General features: G+C 30.4%; 17 protein-coding genes. 14 read left to right on the top strand and 3 right to left on the bottom strand.

All coding sequences use genetic code 11. The annotated features are described in order from the left end of the window. The first annotated feature begins 10 nt into the window (after window positions 1-10). From ALEK_RS07365 to ALEK_RS07375, 3 genes are read left to right on the top strand one after another with little or no spacing between them, the layout of a single operon-like run. Window positions 11-985: a tetratricopeptide repeat protein gene (locus ALEK_RS07365; protein ID WP_071625806.1), complete on the top strand. Its 975-nt coding sequence runs from the start codon at window positions 11-13 to the stop codon at window positions 983-985. A gap of 13 nt (window positions 986-998) precedes the next feature. Then, window positions 999-1715 carry a hypothetical protein gene (locus tag ALEK_RS07370; protein ID WP_071625805.1) on the top strand — a complete coding sequence of 239 codons (717 nt, stop codon included), beginning with the start codon at window positions 999-1001 and terminating at the stop codon, window positions 1713-1715. Between the two features lie 56 nt (window positions 1716-1771). Further along, window positions 1772-2206, top strand: coding sequence for a DUF2214 family protein (locus ALEK_RS07375; RefSeq protein WP_071626126.1), 435 nt, complete (start codon window positions 1772-1774; stop codon window positions 2204-2206). An 8-nt stretch (window positions 2207-2214) separates the two neighbouring features. Here the strand turns inward: ALEK_RS07375 and ALEK_RS07380 are convergent, their stop codons facing one another. Continuing rightward, entirely contained in the window at window positions 2215-2655 is a 441-nt protein-coding gene (locus ALEK_RS07380) for a YiiD C-terminal domain-containing protein (protein WP_071625804.1), read from the bottom strand. Between the two features lie 373 nt (window positions 2656-3028). Here ALEK_RS07380 and ALEK_RS07385 point away from each other — a divergent pair, with 373 nt between their 5' ends. From ALEK_RS07385 to ALEK_RS07395, 3 genes are all read left to right on the top strand, one after another. Next, a complete protein-coding gene (locus ALEK_RS07385) occupies window positions 3029-5602 on the top strand; it encodes a bifunctional aconitate hydratase 2/2-methylisocitrate dehydratase (protein ID WP_071625803.1) in 2574 nt (857 codons plus the stop codon). A 117-nt stretch (window positions 5603-5719) separates the two neighbouring features. Then, entirely contained in the window at window positions 5720-6691 is a 972-nt protein-coding gene (locus tag ALEK_RS07390; RefSeq protein WP_071625802.1) for a hydrolase, read from the top strand. 45 nt (window positions 6692-6736) lie between these two features. Then, on the top strand, window positions 6737-7615 hold the full coding sequence (locus ALEK_RS07395) for an RluA family pseudouridine synthase (protein ID WP_071625801.1): 879 nt from the start codon (window positions 6737-6739) through the stop codon (window positions 7613-7615). A gap of 29 nt (window positions 7616-7644) precedes the next feature. On the opposite strand, the gene ALEK_RS07400 is transcribed toward ALEK_RS07395, so the two are convergent. Beyond that, window positions 7645-8727 carry an ADP-ribosylglycohydrolase family protein gene (locus tag ALEK_RS07400; RefSeq protein ID WP_071625800.1) on the bottom strand — a complete coding sequence of 361 codons (1083 nt, stop codon included), beginning with the start codon at window positions 8725-8727 and terminating at the stop codon, window positions 7645-7647. A 224-nt stretch (window positions 8728-8951) separates the two neighbouring features. Here ALEK_RS07400 and ALEK_RS07405 point away from each other — a divergent pair, with 224 nt between their 5' ends. From ALEK_RS07405 to ALEK_RS07440, 8 genes are all read left to right on the top strand, one after another. Continuing rightward, on the top strand, window positions 8952-9509 hold the full coding sequence (locus tag ALEK_RS07405; protein ID WP_337796322.1) for a TetR/AcrR family transcriptional regulator: 558 nt from the start codon (window positions 8952-8954) through the stop codon (window positions 9507-9509). Beyond that, window positions 9499-10392 carry an NADH-quinone oxidoreductase subunit B family protein gene (locus ALEK_RS07410; RefSeq protein ID WP_071625798.1) on the top strand — a complete coding sequence of 298 codons (894 nt, stop codon included), beginning with the start codon at window positions 9499-9501 and terminating at the stop codon, window positions 10390-10392. Before ALEK_RS07405 ends, ALEK_RS07410 begins: the two co-directional genes overlap by 11 nt. A 2-nt stretch (window positions 10393-10394) precedes the next feature. Then, a complete protein-coding gene (locus ALEK_RS07415; protein ID WP_071625797.1) occupies window positions 10395-11747 on the top strand; it encodes a nickel-dependent hydrogenase large subunit in 1353 nt (450 codons plus the stop codon). Between the two features lie 268 nt (window positions 11748-12015). Then, window positions 12016-13248 carry a hydrogenase small subunit gene (locus ALEK_RS07420; RefSeq protein ID WP_071625796.1) on the top strand — a complete coding sequence of 411 codons (1233 nt, stop codon included), beginning with the start codon at window positions 12016-12018 and terminating at the stop codon, window positions 13246-13248. Window positions 13249-13250: 2 nt separating this feature from the next. Next, window positions 13251-14993, top strand: coding sequence for a nickel-dependent hydrogenase large subunit (locus ALEK_RS07425; RefSeq protein ID WP_071625795.1), 1743 nt, complete (start codon window positions 13251-13253; stop codon window positions 14991-14993). A 1-nt stretch (window position 14994) separates the two neighbouring features. After that, window positions 14995-15714, top strand: coding sequence for a cytochrome b/b6 domain-containing protein (locus ALEK_RS07430; RefSeq protein ID WP_071626125.1), 720 nt, complete (start codon window positions 14995-14997; stop codon window positions 15712-15714). 42 nt (window positions 15715-15756) lie between these two features. Further along, the gene (locus tag ALEK_RS07435) at window positions 15757-16347 is read left to right on the top strand and encodes a HyaD/HybD family hydrogenase maturation endopeptidase (protein WP_071625794.1); all 591 of its coding nucleotides are present in this window, start codon (window positions 15757-15759) and stop codon (window positions 16345-16347) included. Next, on the top strand, window positions 16313-17863 hold the full coding sequence (locus ALEK_RS07440) for a Kae1-like domain-containing protein (protein ID WP_228146250.1): 1551 nt from the start codon (window positions 16313-16315) through the stop codon (window positions 17861-17863). Before ALEK_RS07435 ends, ALEK_RS07440 begins: the two co-directional genes overlap by 35 nt. Before the next feature lie 146 nt (window positions 17864-18009). Here ALEK_RS07440 and ALEK_RS07445 read toward each other — a convergent pair whose 3' ends face one another. Continuing rightward, the gene (locus tag ALEK_RS07445) at window positions 18010-18561 is read right to left on the bottom strand and encodes a hypothetical protein (protein WP_071625792.1); all 552 of its coding nucleotides are present in this window, start codon (window positions 18559-18561) and stop codon (window positions 18010-18012) included. Between the last annotated feature and the right edge of the window lie 2 nt (window positions 18562-18563).

An 18563-nucleotide genomic window follows, 5' to 3' on the forward strand; every position in this document is an offset into this window, starting at 1 on the left:
TGGAGTTAATATGAAAAATACATTTAAAATTCTTTTTATCAGTATTATTAGTATTTATTTTCTAGGATGTGCTATTAGCAATCAAGTGACTGCTGAGTACTATTTACAAGAAAAAAAATTTGAAGATGGTTCTAATCATTTCAAAAATAAAATTAATAAAAATAGTAACGACCATTTATCCCAATATTATTACGGTAGATTTTTATTAGCCAAAAATAAAAATAAAGAAGCTATTGTACATTTAAAAAAAGCAATATTATTAAACTCAAAAAATGCAGATTACCATAGCTGGTTAGGTGTGGCTTATTCAAAAATAAAAGCTAATAAAAATGAAAGAACTCAATATCTTAAAGCTTTAAGTATAGATAAAAACCATCTACAATCTCTAACATATTTAGCTCATAATTATTATGCAAGCAAAGAGTATAAAAGTGCATTAGCTTATTACAAAAAAGTATTGAAAATATCACCTGAAAATAAAGCTGCCTTATTTAATCGTGCAATGACATTACATAAATTAAAAAGAACAGCAGAAGAGCAGAGTGCATGGAAGATTTATTTAGAATATTATTCAAGTGGAGCTTTATCTCAAAATGCAGTTAAATATCTAAATGCAATTGGAAATTTTGAATATCATAATCATATAATTGGTATTCATACAATAGTTCTAAAAGATATAAAGTTTGAAGCTTTTACTTCTAAAATAAAATTAGAATCAAAAAGTTCCCTAGATTTATTATCAAAAGTTTTACAAAAGAATAAAAAGATTGATTTACATATAGTTTCTTATCTTGTTAGAAATAGCACTTTAGCTAAAGAAAGAGCAAAAAGTATAAAAAAATATATTTTGAAACAAAATAAAAGTATAGACTCAAAAAGAATAAAACTAAGTTGGTTTAAAAACTCAAAAAAAATAAAAGTAAATAAGAAAAAATATGAATATTATGAATTCATTGATTTTATTACTGTAACAAAAAAAAGATAAATAGGAGAATATTATGAAAAAGTTACTATATATAATGTTTAGTGCAGTTCTCGTATTATTTGCTTATCCTTTATTAGCAGAAGAACAAGATGAAATATCAACATTTAGTAATGAAGCACAAGTTGCAAAAGCAGAAACTTTATCTGAAATATCTCAGGAAAAAGCACAAGAGGAGGCTTTAGAAACACAAGCTAATATTGAAGCTGCAGAGGAGTCACTTGCAAATGCTCAAGATAATCTAGCAACACTAGAACAAGATCCTAACGCAAGTCTTGATGAAATTAATGCTGCAAACCTTGCAGTTGAAGAAGCATTTGCTGAATTAGATAGAGAAACAAAAAATTTAGCAGATATCTCAAGTGTATCTGTTGAAGAAATTGCACAAATGAGAGAAGATGGTTTAGGCTGGGGAGATATATCCCATGAATTAGGAATTCATCCTAGTAATTTAGGTTTAGGACATGGTAAAAAAGATGCAAGAGAACGTAGCTCTAAATCCTTTGACAAAGATAATTCTTATACTAGTAATTCAAATAAGGGGAATGCTTTTGGTTTAGTAGGAAAAGCATCATCTAATAAAGGAAATAAAGGTGGTGGTATTTCAAATTCTAGTAGAGGTAATTCATTTAGAGGAAAAGGAAATGGTCAAGGAAATAATGGAAATGGCAATGCCGGAGGTAATGGTAACGGTAATGGCAATGGAGGTGGAAATGGCAATGGTAAAAATTAATAATTAAGATGCTTTTTTATAGAATACAAATTCAAAAAATTATTAGAGGAAAAAAAATGGCAGAAATATTTTTTAGATATTTGCATTTTATAGGAATAATGAGTTTAGCGTCAACATTAGTTATGCAACATCTAATTTTATCATCACAGGTAACAAAAGAGCAATTAAAAAAAATAGCTTTTATTGATATTATCTATGCTATTAGTGCAGGGCTTACATTAATAGCTGGATTATCACTTTGGTTATGGGTTGGAAAAGATGCAAGTTTTTATTCAACAAACTGGGTTTTTCATTTAAAATTATCTATTTTTGTTTTAATTGCACTACTTTCTATTTATCCAACAATCTTTTTTATTAAAAGTAAAAATAGTAATGAAGAGAATGTTAAAATTCCAAAAGTAATTATTATGTTAATTAGAATGGAATTGGCACTAGTGTTCTTAGTACCAATTTTAGGAGCATTAATAGCTCAAGGTTCAGGTTTAAAATAAGTATTAATTTATAATTTTATTACATACGTTCCTACAAAATCCACACACGTTTCATCATCTTCGATGATTTGTGAGTGGATTCCAATTGAAGCACTTCCCTTTTTTTCAAGTTTACTTTTAAGAGTTTCTATTTGTTCTTTATTTGGTTTTCTTGTATAACAAACTAAATCTTTTGTTACAGGCCTTTTATAAGAATTTTCATTTTTGATAACTACAATATTTTTACTATCGTATCCTAACTCTTTAGAGATTAACCAACACATACTCCATGCTGAAATAATGGTCATGGTACTTAAGCTTCCACCAAATGCAGTGCCTTTATCATTAATATTTATTTCCAGTGGTGCTGTAGTAATTAAAGATTCATTAGTATAGTCTGTGATTTGAATATCCATCATTTTTGTTAGCGGTATTTCATTGTGTAGTTTATTAAGTAAGTCATTTATCAAAGTAGATTCCTTGTAATATATTTGATATAAAATTATAGTAAAGAAAACTTATAGTTAAACATAAATTTGCCTTAATCAAAAATTGTACAGTAGGGGCACAATAATTGTACAATAAAAGAAAAAAATGAAAAAGTAGTACATATTAAATAACATTTGTGTATAAAAGTAGCGTATTTGTCAAAATATCAAAAAGCCCTAAAAAACTTAAAGAAGTAGGGTTTTTTAATTAAAAAGAGCTTAAGAAACTAATATAGTGTAACTTTTATTTACATTAATTAAAACTTGTACAATCCTTTACAATTTTTGTACATACTTATTTTTTCCTTTATGGTACAATATCCTCAATACTTTTAAATCAAATAGGAGATAATATATGAGTTTATTAGCTAATTATAAAGCACATACACAAGAAAGACAAAATGAAGGTGGATTACCTCCATTAGCATTAACTGCTGAGCAAACTGCTGAGTTAGTTGAGTTATTAAAAGCAAGTACTGTTGAAGAAGCAGATTACTGTTTAGATTTATTCAATAATAAAATCAACCCAGGTGTTGATGACGCTGCTTACGTTAAAGCTGCATTTTTAAACGACGTTGTTCAAGGTAACGTTGCATGTTCAGTAATTTCAAAAGCACAAGCAATTGAAATTTTAGGAACAATGATGGGTGGATTTAATGTTTCTCCATTAATTGACGCACTTAAAATTGATGAAGTAGCTGAAGCTGCTGCAACTCAATTAAAAAATACTATTTTAGTATATGATGCATTCAATGACGTTAAAGATTTAATGGATGCTGGAAATGCTAAAGCAAAAGAAGTTATCGAATCTTGGGCAAATGCAGAATGGTTTACTAACAAGCCTGCATTAGAAGAAGAAATCACTTTAACTGTTTACAAAATTCCTGGTGAAACAAATACAGATGATTTATCTCCTGCAACTGTTGCATTTACTAGATCTGATATTCCATTACACGCAACTGCAATGTTACAATCAAGAATGGAAAATCCATTAGATACAATGAAAGAACTTAAAGCTAAAGGTAACCCATTAGCATACGTTGGTGATGTTGTTGGTACTGGTTCTTCTAGAAAATCTGGAATCAACTCTGTACAATGGCACATGGGTAGAGATATCCCTGGTGTTCCTAATAAAAGAACTGGTGGTGTTGTAATTGGTTCTATTATTGCTCCAATTTTCTTCAATACTGCAGAAGATTCAGGATGTTTACCAATTCAAGCTCCAGTTGACGCATTAGAAACTGGTGATGTTATTACTTTAAAACCATACGCTGGTGTAATTGAGAAAAATGGTTCAGTTGTTTCTGAATTCGATTTAGCTCCAAATACATTAACTGACGAAATGAGAGCTGGTGGAAGAATTCCATTAATCATTGGTAAAGGTTTAACTGTTAAAGCTAGAGAAGTATTAGGATTATCTGCTACTGAAGCATTTGTTGCTCCAACTCAACCATCTGATAATGGTAAAGGGTTTACTCAAGCACAAAAAATGGTTGGTAGAGCTTGTGGTATCGAAGGTGTTAAACCTGGTATGTACGTTGAGCCAATCGCTACTACTGTTGGATCTCAAGATACAACTGGACCAATGACTAGAGATGAGATTAAAGAACTTGCAGCATTATCTTTTGGTGCTGATATGGTTATGCAATCATTCTGTCACACTGCTGCTTACCCAAAACCAGCAGATATTAAATTAAGACATACTTTACCTGATTTCATCAACTCTAGAGGTGGTGTTACATTAAGACCAGGTGATGGTGTTATTCACTCTTGGTTAAATAGATTATGTTTACCAGATACAGTAGGTACTGGTGGAGATTCTCATACTAGATTCCCTATTGGTATTTCTTTCCCTGCAGGTTCTGGTCTTATTGCATTCGCTGGTGTTACTGGTGCTATGCCTTTAACTATGCCTGAGTCTGTACTTGTTAAATTCTCTGGTGAAATGCAACCTGGAATTACTTTAAGAGATTTAGTTAACGCTATTCCTTACCAAGCAATTCAAGATGGTTTATTAACTGTTGATAAAAAAGGTAAGAAAAACGTATTCGCTGGAACAATTATTGAGATTGCTGGTTTACCAGATCTTAAAGTTGAGCAAGCATTCGAATTATCTGATTCAGCAGCAGAGAGATCAGCAGCAGCTTGTTCTGTTCAATTAGATAAAGAACCAATCATTGAGTACTTATCTTCAAACATCGCTTTAATTGAAAAGATGATCGAAGAAGGTTACGAAGATGCTAGAACTCTTCAAAGAAGAGCAGATAAAATGAAAGAATGGTTAGCTAATCCAGAATTAATTCAACCAGATGCAGATGCAGAATATGCAGCTACAATCGAAATTGATTTAAATACAATTACTGAACCAATCTTAGCTTGTCCTAATGATCCAGATGATGTTGATACATTAACTAATATTTTAGCTGACGATAAAAGAATTAAGAACATTGACGAAGTATTCGTAGGTTCTTGTATGACTAATATCGGATTATTCAGAGCTTTAGGTGAAGTACTTAAAGGTGAAGGTGAAGTTCCAACTAAATTATGGGTTGCACCACCAACAAAAATGGATAAAGAACAATTAACTGAAGAAGGTTACTACTCAGTATTTGCAGCTGCGGGTGCAAGATTAGAAATCCCTGGTTGTTCATTATGTATGGGTAACCAAGCGCAAGTTTCTGAGGGTGCAGCAGTATTCTCTACATCTACAAGAAACTTCGATAATAGATTAGGTAAAGGTTCTCAAGTTTACTTAGGATCTGCAGAAGTTGCAGCAGTAGCAGCACTTCTAGGAAGACTTCCATCTAAAGAAGAATATATGGAAATCGTACCTAAGAAAATTACAGCAGAAAACCAAGAGGGTGTTTATAAATACTTAAACTTCCACCAAGTTACAGCTGATCAATTAACAAACTTAGTTCACTCTTAAGAACTATTTTAAAAGATAAGTTGGGTTTTCCCAACTTATTCTTTTTTTCTTATTTTTTAACTCCCCAAAAATTACATTTCTCATTTACTTATAAGTCTTTATCTACTATATTAATGCATGACAACTAAAAAATTTACTCCTGCTTTTGGCCTAAGCAATAGGCATTTGCAAACTATATATTCATCTTTTTTTAGAAAAGATATAACACTAGATTACGAAATTCAAGAATTTACTCTTAAAGATAATGATTTTATTGAATGTTATTGGTTAAATAAAAATAGAGCCAATAAAAATATCTTTGTAATATTTCACGGTTTAGAAGGCTCTTATAAATCACCTTATATTAAAGGTATTATGAAAGCTTTAAAGGATAAAAACCAAGCTGTAGTTCTTGTTCATTTCAGATCATGTGGAAAGAAAGATAATATTAAAGCAAAATCTTATCATAGTGGAGATACCGCTGATGCTATTGAGTATTTAAAGTATTTGCATGAAAATTATGCTCAAGCTAATATTTTTACAATTGGGTATTCTGTTGGTGGAAATATGTTACTTAAACTTTTAGGTAATGACTTTGTTGATAACTTTATAAAAAAATCGATTTGTATAGGAGTTCCTCTTGATTTAAGTATTTGTGCAAAAGTTCTTAATTCTGGATTTGCTAGAGTTTATGAAAAACATTTATTAAAACTTCTAAAAGAGAATTTATTTGAAAAGTTTGATAAACATGATTATAAAAAACTAATAAATTTGGATAAACAAAGAGTAGATAAAATATCATCAATAAAAGAGTTTGATGATTTATATACTTCTAAAATTAATGGTTTTAAAACAGCTGAGAATTATTATAAAATCAACTCTTCAAAACAATTTTTGAAGAATATTAAAACTAAAACCTTAATTATTCAAGCTTTAGATGATCCCTTTATGAATAAAGATGTAATTCCTAAAAAAGATGAATTATCAAATAACTGTACTTTAGAACTGTATGAAAATGGCGGACATTTAGGTTTTATTGAAGGAAGTATTTTTAATCCTAAATATATGTTAGAAAAAAGAATTATTGAGTATTTCAAGGAATATTTTTAATATTTACTAGTGTATAATTCTCAAAAATAAGCCCAAGGATTTTAATTGCCATATATACTAAAAAAGTTTGATATTACTAGTTCTGTAAAAATAGAAGATTTTTTATTAAATACTGTAGAACTAGATTCTAAAACTGCAAATTCTTTATTATCAAAAGGCAAAATTCTTGACCATAAAAATAGACGTTTACAAAAAAATCAAACAATTAAAAATGGATATATCCAAGTTAATGTATATGAAGCTATTACAAAAGGTTTAAAACCTCTTTTTGATTCTTTTCATTTTGCTATTTTTGATAAACCATCAGGACTAAAAGTACATCCAAGTAATATTGATGATGAATATACTCTTCTTGATGAAATACAGTTCCAATTTGGAAAAGAAGCTTCTTTAGTACATAGAATTGATGCTGAAACTTCTGGTTTAGTTTTAGTATCAAAAAATCCATACTCACAAATGGTTTTAAAAAATATGTTTGAAGAAAAGAAGTATAAAAAAACATATCTAGCTTATGTAGAAAATGAGATAAAAGAAGAAATACAAATAGATTCTCCTATTGCTAGTTCAAATGGTTTAATCAAATTGAAAATGCAAATTAGTGAAGAGGGAAAAAAATCTCTTACAAATATAAAACCAATTTCTTTTGATAAAAAAACAAATCTTACTTTAGTTCAAGCCTCACCAATTACTGGAAGACAACACCAAATCAGAGTTCATTTAGACTCTATTGGTCATAGAATTATTGGTGACCCAATATATGGAATAGATGAAAAATTATGTGATATGTTTTTGAAGAAAAAAATGTCAGAGGAACAAAGAATAGAAGTAAGTGGAAAAGATAGATTAATGCTTCATGCTTACTCTTTAGAATTTACTTTTTTAAATACTAAATATAGTATTGTCTCAAAGCAAGAGTTTAAATAGTAAAAGCTTTAACTTTTACTATTTAATAGTTATTTACTTTTATTAATTAAAGGTAGTTTATTTAATAAATCATCACAATATTGCCATTGATCTAAGGTATCTTTCCACTCTTGTGGAATTGCGTCAACACCTTTATAAGCTCCAAGAACCATTCCAATTGCAATTGCTCTTGAGGCATTATCTCCCCCAACCATTGCATTTGCTTGAAGAGCTTCTTTTAATCCATTTTCTTTTTGTGCATATTTCAAAATAAAATAAACACTTCCAGGAAGAGTGCCCTCTGTAGGACTTGCTTTTCCAACTTTGATTGGTTCACTTCTTCCTATATCCCATAATCTTGCCATACTAGTAATTGCTAAATCATCTGAAAACTTCTCTTTTGAAAGAGCTGAATTAGGGTCATTTTCTTCTTCATATTTCGCTATTGCTTGTTTTACTTTCTCTTCAAAGAATCCACCCATTAAAATTGCAACATCTTCTATGGCACTTCTTGGGTCTTCACCTCTTAAAACTCTATGTGTAACTCTAGCAAAAAACTCACCACCACCTAGGGCATGAACATCTTTATGTGTGAACATAGCTTTTCGTGCTACATCAACTAATTCATCTTCTGTTTCATAATAAGCATGAGCAGCTACGTGACGAATAGCCATTGCATTTGATATTCCACCTAAATATTGTACTTTTGTACCATGTTTTACTTGTGAGTAAGTCTCTTTTGTCATAGTACAAATCCATGAACCCCAACCGTTTTCTAATCTATTCATCCAATGAGGTAATAGTTTTGATACTTCAAACTCTCTTGGAGGATTTGAAATCATTGCTAGATGTTCCAAAATTAAAACATTATAATCTCCATAATCAGTAGTTCCACCAGCTTTTTTCCCTGGGTGATAGTTTCTTTGACCCCAACCAATTCCATGAGTTTCTCCACCCATCTTCTCCCCAGGACTCATAAATTTTTCAATAGCTTTTTCACCATAAGCTAAATGAATCTTTTGTGCATCATATTCATAATGTGAGCCTAAACATAAAGCATCACCAACTAATGCACCAAAAAATGCACCCTTAATATTTTCTTCTTTTACTGTATCGTTTAATAATTCATTCATAATTTATAACCTATTAATATTTTCATAGATTATATCTTAGGAAAACTTATACTAATAGAAAAAATTTATTAAATGGCTGGGTGAAATTCCTCATCCTTGTTTCTTTTTTTACTAAATAAATAACAATTCACTTTTTATTAATCATAAATGTAATATTATTAAACAAATTATATTCCTAAGGATGCAACATTTCTACTGCAAAAGAAACTAAAAAAAATTCTATTATAGAAAATTCATTAAAACTTTTTTCACAAAAAGGTTTTTATAATACTACAATTCCAGACATAGCTAAATCTATGAAAATGAGTGTAGGGAATATGTATAACTATTTTTCTTCAAAAGAAGAACTTGCAAAATATGCAATCAAATATTCAACAAATATATTAGCATCTCAATTAAGAGAAATTAACCATATGGAAATTTCTTCAAAAGAAAAAATATTCTTATTTGCAAAGATGTATTTTGAAAATGTAAAAAACTCACCTGAAGTAATTGAATACTTTTTAAGAGTATATTTATCAAATAGAGAAGTTTTCAAACAAGGTTGTGAAGGTTTCTTATGTGTAGGAGAATTCGTAACAGAAGTTATGCTTTTACTTGATGAAGGTGCACAAAATAAAGAGTTCAGAGATCAAGAATTTTTTCCAGCATTTTCAATGATTATGGGAAGTCTTGGTGGCTTTGCTTTCCTTTCGGGAGAAGCTGTATTAGATAAAGATATTATGGAATACTCAGATGCTATTGCTGATAATATCTATAGAGCACTAAAGTATGACGAATAATAAAAAACCTACAGTTGTATGGTTTCAGGCAATTACATGTAATGGAAATACTCATTCATTATTAAGTGCCAACTCTTCAAGATTGGAGCTATTTCTAAATAGCTTTGATCTTATCTATCACCCTTCATTAACTATTGATAAATCCCTAAATGAAATTCTAGAATCAAAAGATGAAATAGATTTTTTATTAGTTGAGGGTGCTATTAGTAAAAATAGTGATTTTTTCACCATCTCTGATGAAACAACAAATGTCTTATTAAATAAACTTACTTCAAAAGCAAAATATTTAGTAGCTGTTGGTTCATGTGCTTCTTATGGTGGAGTTCATGCTAAGTTTGAACAAAATGATAATGTTGTTGGATTAGAAGAATCACTAGATAAAAAAAGTACAAAAAATTTAAAACATGAAATTATAAATTTAACGGGTTGTCCAGTACATCCAGAATGGATAATTCAAACTCTTTTTACTCTTAATAATTTTGGAAAAATGGCTATTGATGAAGAGGGTAGACCAAAAGAATTATATAGTACTCTTGCACATCATGGTTGTACTAGAAATGAATACTTTGAATGGAAAATCGAAGGAGCATGGGGAGAAAAAGAGGGCTGTTTATTTTACGACCAAGGCTGTCGTGGTCCTATGACTCATAGTTCTTGTAATAAGATATTGTGGAATGATGTAAACTCTAAAACAAGAGCTGGAATGCCTTGTATTGGTTGTACTGAAACAGACTTTCCAAGAGATAATATGTTAGAGACAAAAAAGAATATTGGTATTCCTTTTGAAGTGCCAACTGGTATATCAAAACGAGCATATTTATCAATTACAGGTGTTGCTAAAACATTTACAATTGATAGACTAAATAAGAAATTAATGGATTAAAATTGAAAACAGTTGAAATAGTAGAAAGAATCGAAGGGGAAGCAAAACTAAATTGCTCTTGGGATAATAATGTAATTAGTGATGCTAGAATTGATTTTCTTAATTTCAGAGGTTTTGAATTTATACTAGAAGGAAAAGCTCCTTTAGATGCTTTGGTTTATACTCCAAGAATCTGTGGTATTTGTGGGCAAGCTCATCTTAAAGCTACTGTTGATGCATTAGAGAATATATATGAAAACATCAATGAAAAACTAGAAGTAACTCCTAAAGCAAAACTGCTTCGAGAAATAGGTCTAAATATTGAAATAATTGATTCTCATATCAAATGGTTTTATATGTTTATTCTTCCTGATATTATAAAACTAAAGCAGAATGATTTAGGTATTTATCAACCGCTAAAGGGAAGTAGATGGCTTGGAGCTTCAAAGACTGCAAGTGAAACTATTAAGTCTTTAGCGATTTTAGGAGGACAATGGCCTCATACTTCATATATGATTCCAGGTGGTGTTGTAACTGATCCTACTTTATTAGACTTATCTTCTATGATGAATTATATTGATACTGCTGTAATGTTCTTTGAAAAAAGTGTAGCAGGTGTTTCTTTTGATAAGTATCTAGACTTTGATAGTAGGGATGATTTGAATATCCTAAGTGGTGATATGAAGTATTTTACTAACTTAGCATTTGAAAACTCTTTCCAAAAAATAGGAACTAGCCATAATAGATTTATTGCTTTAGGGGAATCTTCTTTATTTAAAACTGGAAAAATAAGACAAAGAGCAATTAACAAACTTGATTTATCAAAGGTAAGAGAGTTTACTGAACAAACATTTACTATTGAAGATAGGGCAAATCCAAAAAAACATACTTGGTCAAAAGCTGTTTGTTATGATAATAATTTCTATGAAACAGGTCCACTAGCTAGAGCTATGATTGGAAATAAACCTTTTATAAAAGAGTTACATAAGTCATTTAAAGACTCAGTTTTCACAAGAGTTATGGCTAGAATGGACGAATTAGCTCATTTATTAGATAATACAAAATCACTAATAAAACAAGTAGATATCTCAGAAGAATCATATATTAAACCCAAAATAAATCTAAAAGATATTGATTCAGCTAAAGCTACATCAGTTGTAGAGGCCTGTAGAGGCTCACTTTATCATGATATAGAGATTGAAAAAGGTAAAATCAAAAAATACGATGTAATCACTCCAACTGTTTGGAATCTAGGACCTTCACATAAAGAACAAAAAGGAATTGCTCAAAAAGCTATTATTGGATCAAAATCACTTGATATTGCAAAAATAGTACTGAGAAGTTTTGATGTATGTTCTGTTTGTACCACTCACTAATTAACAAAAACTGTTACTTTTTTAAACACTAAGCAAAATTAACTTAAATAATTATATTGTTATATCTTTAATTTTGCTTAGTCTGATATATGAATATTCATTCGTAAAATACCATCGTTTCGAAACTCCTTTTCTTAATAACAAAAAACCTCATTCTTAAAGCTATTTTAATGCTATTTAAGCTTAAAGATATTTAAGAATGGCGTAAGTTTACACTTGTTAAGTTACGAATGAGTAAATGAATATTCATTTTTTAAAGGGAGAGTGTATGATTGATTCTGCGGAAATGGTAAAAAAAGTTTTTACCCAAAAATCTGGAAGAGTTGAAACAAATAAGGGTGATGAGTATTACAACGAATTATTTGATTCAGCAAAAGAGCGACTGTCGTCTTTAAGAGCACAAGAGCCACTTAAAGATATTGATTTAATGGACGTTATTGATAGTGAAGGTGTAAATAGAAGAGATTTCATGAAGTGGGTTAGTGCTACAACTGCCACACTTATGTTACCTCCTATGTTTGCTCCTTTAGTTGCAGAAGCAACTGAGCTTATGAATAGAGTACCTGTAATTTGGATTGAGTTACAAGATTGTGCTGGTAACTCAGAAGCATTATTAAGATCAGCTGCTCCAACAGTTGATGATTTATTATTTGATGTTTTATCTTTAGAGTTCCATGAAGCTCTACAAGCAGCAGCGGGACACGATGCTGATAGACAACTTGAAGAAGCTGTTCATCATTTCAAAGGAGATTACTTATTATTTGTTGAGGGTGCAATTCCTATGGCAAATGAGGGTAGATACGGAACTATTGGTGCATCTGGTGAAACATTCCATGATCACTTACAAAGAATGGCTAAAGATTCTGCTGCTGTTGTTGCAGTTGGAACATGTGCTACATTTGGTGGAGTTCCAGCAGCCGCTCCAAACCCAACTGGTGCAGTTGGAGTTATGGATTTAGTAAAAGGGAAACCAATTATTAATATTCCTGCCTGTCCTGCAAACCCAGCTAATATGGTTGGAGTTGTATTACATTATGTATTAACTGGTCAAGTTCCTGAATTAGATTCACTTCTTAGACCTAAGTTTGCATTTGGATATAGAATCCATGATAACTGTGAAAGAAGAGCTCACTTTGATGCTGGTGAATTTGTAGAAGAGTGGGGAGATATTGGAGCTGAAAATAACTGGTGTTTATACAAAGTTGGTTGTAAAGGACCAATGACGTTTAATAACTGTTCAATTGTACGATATAACGAAGGAACAAACTGGCCTGTTGGTGTTGGTCGTGGTTGTATTGGTTGTTCTGAACCAGACTTCTGGGATAAATATGCTTATGAGAGACCAATGGCAAATGCAAATATAAAAGCACCTACTGGTGGAGTTGAAAAAACTGTTGATGAATTCGGTCTTGGATTGTTAACTGCAACAACTGTAGGTATTGGTGTTCATGCAATTGGTAGTGCAATTGCTGGTAAAAAATCAGATGAGGGAGAAGAGTAATAATGGCAAAAAAACACTTAGTAATTGATCCAATTACAAGAATTGAAGGACATCTTAGAATTGAGGCAATCATAGATGAAAACAATGTTGTAACTGATGCTTATTCATCTTCTACTATGTTTAGAGGAATTGAAGAAATTTTAAAAGGAAGAGACCCTAGAGATTGTGGTTTACTTGCTATGAGAATTTGTGGAGTTTGTACAGGTACTCACTACCAAAGATCAATCGAAGCAGTTGAACATGCGTTTAATGTAACTATTCCAAAGAATGCTAGACTTGTTAGAAACTTAGTACAAGGGGCATTATATTTACATGACCATATTGTACATTTCTACCATTTACATGCGCTTGACTGGGTTGATATTACAGAAGCTTTAAAAGCAGATCCCAAGAAAACAGTATCAGAAGCACAAAAATGGGCTGGATTATCTGGAAATAGACCTTGGAATGCAAGTGAAGATGTATATGCCACAGTTCAAGAGAGAGTTACAAGATATGTAAAACAAGGAAGACTTGGAATTTTTGGTAATGCTTACTGGGGTTCAAAAGGTTTTAAACTTACTCCTGAGCAAAACTTAATTGGTTTATCTCACTATTTAGATGCCTTAGAAATCCAAAGAGAACTTGGAAAAATGATGGCAATCTTTGGTGGTAAAAATCCACATCCACAATCATTTGTTGTTGGTGGTGTAACTTGTGTTCAAGATATTAAAAACCCTGCAAGAATTGCTGAGTTTAAACAAATTCTTAAAAAAGGTAGAGAGTTTACTAAAATGGCTTATTTACCTGATGTTTACATGGCTGGTACTATGTATGCTGATGAAGCATTAGAAGGAATTGGTGGAGGTTTAGGTAACTTCATGACTTTTGGTGACTTTAACCAAGATGATTTACCATTCTATGAATCTTCAAAATTATTCCCTTCTGGAATTGTTATGAACAAAGATTTATCTAAAGTTTACGAAGTTGACCAAACAAAAATTACAGAAGATGTAACTCATGCTTGGTACGAAGGTGAAACTAATCTACATCCATACGAAGGTGAAACAAAACCTAACTATACTGGATTTGGTAAAAATGAAAATAATATCGCTTACTTAGATACTGAAAACAAATACTCTTGGATTAAATCACCATTATATGATGATGAAAGAATGGAAGTTGGACCACTTGCAAGAATGATTGTTGGAGTTGCAAAAGGAGATGAAAGAATCTCTAAATATGTAACTACATTCTTAAAACAAGGTAACTTACCAACAAAAGTATTATTCTCAACAGTAGGTAGAACTGCAGCACGTGCAATTGAAACTGAACTTATGGCTGATGTTATGATGGAATGGGTAGATGAATTAGCAGCAAATGTTGCAAATGGTGATTTATCAACTTGGACTGAATTTGACTTTGATACAGTATCTGCTGATGCTGAAGGTTTTGGTATGGCTGAAGCACCAAGAGGTGGATTAGGTCACTGGATTAAAATCAAAGACGGAAAAGTAGCAAACTATCAAGCAGTTGTTCCATCAACATGGAATGCGGCACCTAGAGATTATAAAGGAAGATTAGGAGCTTATGAAGCTTCATTAGTTGGAACAAAAGTTGCAAATCCTGATCAACCACTTGAAATTTTAAGAACAGTACATAGTTTTGATCCTTGTATTGCTTGTGCGGTACATATTATTGATACAAATGGTAAAGAATTAGGTGTTTACAAAGTAGACCCTATTGGAGGAACTAGCCGTGCCTAATATGAAACGGGTTGAGAGAATGACTCCAATCATGCGAACGATTCACTGGATGAATGCGCTTTGTATGATTGTTGCAGTTGCAACCGGTTTATATATTGGTTATCCATATTACCAAACTCTTATTGCTGATCCTGCTGTGGATAAGTATGTAATGGCTTGGAATAGATGGGGACATTTTATTGCTGCGATTATTTTTGATGTTACAGCAATTTTAATTGGTTATTTATATCTTTTCTCTAGATTTGAAAAACCATATAAAAAAGTTTTACCAACTAAGAAAAACTTCATTGAGTTTTGTGAAGTTTTCTTTAACTTAGTTACGTTTAACAGAAGAAAGAAATTTGATTCGACGCATAGTGATAGTTATAATGTAATGTTTTTTACATTGTTTCATATTCTATTAATATTTATGCTTTTAACTGGATTACAATTATATGTTCATGGATTAGCTTCTGGACACAGTTCAATTGGTGCTTGGTGGCCATGGATGTTGCATTTTGCAACTGACTGGACATTATATGTATTTGGTGGAAATATGGGTGTTAGAATTGCCCATCATACTGCTATGTACTTAATCTTAATGTGGGTTATGTCTCATATTTATTACCAAATCTGGAGAACAATTTTCTGGAGAGAAGGTGATATTGGTATTGTATTTAGTGGACATAAGTTTGTTAAAGACGAAAACAAAGATAAAGAAAAAGACGAAGAAAATAAATAATATCAACAGAGGCTTTATGCCTCTTTGATTTTGGAGTGGATTATGAAAAAGAAAAATATTGTTATTGGTGTAGGAAACATGTTATTTAAAGACGAAGGTATAGGAATCTATGCATCTGAGTATTTAAGCCAAAACTATGAATTCGAAGGTGATTTAGAAGTTATAGATGGTGGAACATTAGGATTTAAATTAATGTCATATTTTCAAGAATATGAAAACGTAGTTATTTTAGACACAGTATCAATAGAAGATAATCCAGGTGAGATTTTTCGATTGCCATCAGATGTATTATTAGGTTTAGGAAACTATAGAAAAACTGCTCATGAAGTAGAAATAGTTGAAATGCTTGAAATCTGTTCTGTGTTAGATTCTCATGCAAATGTAACAATCTTAGGAATTATTCCTGAAGATATTGTAAGTGTGGGTATTGGTCTAACTGATACTATGGAGAATAGATTTGAAGAATTTATACTACATGCAATAAAAGAGATAGATAGTCTTGGTGTTAAATCTAAAAAGGTAAATAATATCTTGATCCCTGACATTGTAAAAAGTATGATTGGTAGTTATAATGGCGAACATTTAACAAGAATCCCAAATGAAGAAGACATTAGACATGCAGTTAATTTATAAAATAGAATTTAATACAACAAATTCGTATTTCAAATATATTATTGATACATTAATCACTGAAACAAAAGTAAATGCTCAATGTAAACAATATAAAGGTTTTATACTTTTAATTTTTGAAGAAGAATCAAAGAAAATAGAAGATTTCTTTGGCTTTTTAGAAAAGAAATTACCAGTATCAATTTTCTTAAGTAAATCATATGTAGTTGAATCAATCTCAGATGATTTCGAAGAGTTAGAAGATAAAAAAGTAAAACAAAATATTTCTTTATTGACAAATGATGCAATCAAAAATATTATCGATACACATGATATTGATTTTTTAAATGATATTGTAAAAATCACAAAAGGTGAAATATCAAGATTTGAAACTCATAATGGTTTAAAAGATCTATTTTTACCAAGTAGAGAAATAAGAGAAGATTTTGAGAGTAGAGGATATGAAGTAAAACTTCTAATCACTAATATTAATAAAATCTCTGAATTATTCGATGTAAGTCCTAAAGATTTACAACTATTATGTTCAATAGAGAGACCTTTGGTAAAACTAAAGTTCAAGCTATTACAAAATAAGAATAAAGAGTATGCCTCTACAAACTTTGTATATGCGAAAATTCCAGATGATAAAGAAACAGTTCTTTTCTCACAAGCTTTAATGGAAAAAGGAATTGACTTTTTACTTTATGTAAATGACGAAGTTTATCAAGATGGATTAAAAACTACATATTTCCAAGACCAAAATCTAATAGTAAGTGGTGATAAAGGACTATTCCCAAAATATGACTATATTGCAAATGCTAAGTTTAATTCTTCAAAAGATTTCTTTGATGATAATGGGGGAGTTTATAAAGCAACTATTGGTCAGATTGGAAAAAGATTAGTACCTAGTGCTGGAGTATATTTTTCTCAGAACTCAAATAAAAGTTCTCTTCTTATGAATCTTCCTTCAAAGGGATTAAAAGAAGTAATTGCTATTCCAAATATTCATAATAGTTTGGATAATTGTATTGAAGAAATATCTGAAATTGATGAACATTGTGAGAGATTAGTAAACAACTATAAAAAGAAATTCCCTCAATATTTTGAAAGTGAAGTACCTCAAAATGTACATGGTTTTGAATCTATTATAAATATGTGTGCAAAAGTAATTGGTATGGATAATGCTAAAGAGTTTGAAGATATGGCTTTGAGTGTAACAGCAAAAGGTGGTATTCAAATAGATATGAAACTTGTGAATCTTGATGGTGTAAATTATCTAGATTATAGAAGAACTGTACAATCTATAATGTCTTATAAAATGGCAGATGTAGATAACGGAACTTTAACATATTCATTCTATGAAAGTCTTAGTGAATTTATCTGTAATTATGTAGATGAAGTAGCAAAAGAGATAAAAGCAAAAGATGTAGTAATGACTGGGAATATGTTCTCAAACTCAATTCTATTATCAAAAACTCATAAGAATTTGAGTAAAAATTATAACTTTATTCTTCCAAAAGAGTATCCTTTAGATTACTAAATCTAAGTAATTTAATTACTCTTTTTTAAGGCCAAGTTTTATGACTTGGCTTTTTATATTCTTAAAAATTCAATTGTCTTGAGAAATAAGATCATTTAACATTTGTAACTTTTAGCTTATTTCTCTACGGATTTGTTATTATTTTACTATTTAATTAAATCTCTAAATTGTGGATTTTTAATAATTTTACTTATTAACTCTTTAACAGTAGGTTGAAATGAACCTGGCATATCTTGACCACAAGCAATCCCACCTAAGAAACTTGAACTATATTCTCTTTTATGTTTGACTCTAAAGCTTTTTCCATTATTTGAAGAAACTGTAATATCAAATGTCCAATGGGCATCAGTCATTCCAGAACTAACATCAACCATATTTAAATGACCTGAGATTGTTATTTTTGATGATTCAGAATACATTCCTGCCATTTTTAATTCTTCAACAAAAGCATTTTCAATATATGTTTCAAATGGTTCTTTGTTAGGTGTTGTAACATCATTAGCTAATCTACACATAAATTTATAATTTGATTTTGTTGCTGTAAAATCATTAACGTTTATTTTTATATTTAATTCTTTTAATTCTGTTACATTATCTGCAGATGCATGATAATTAGCTACCTTAACACCACATCCTGTAAATCCAACACTTAATATTGCTACTACCGCTAAGCTTATTCCAAAAGACTTTATCTTCATTT

Source organism: Poseidonibacter lekithochrous (genome assembly GCF_013283835.1).
Taxonomy (GTDB): domain Bacteria; phylum Campylobacterota; class Campylobacteria; order Campylobacterales; family Arcobacteraceae; genus Poseidonibacter; species Poseidonibacter lekithochrous.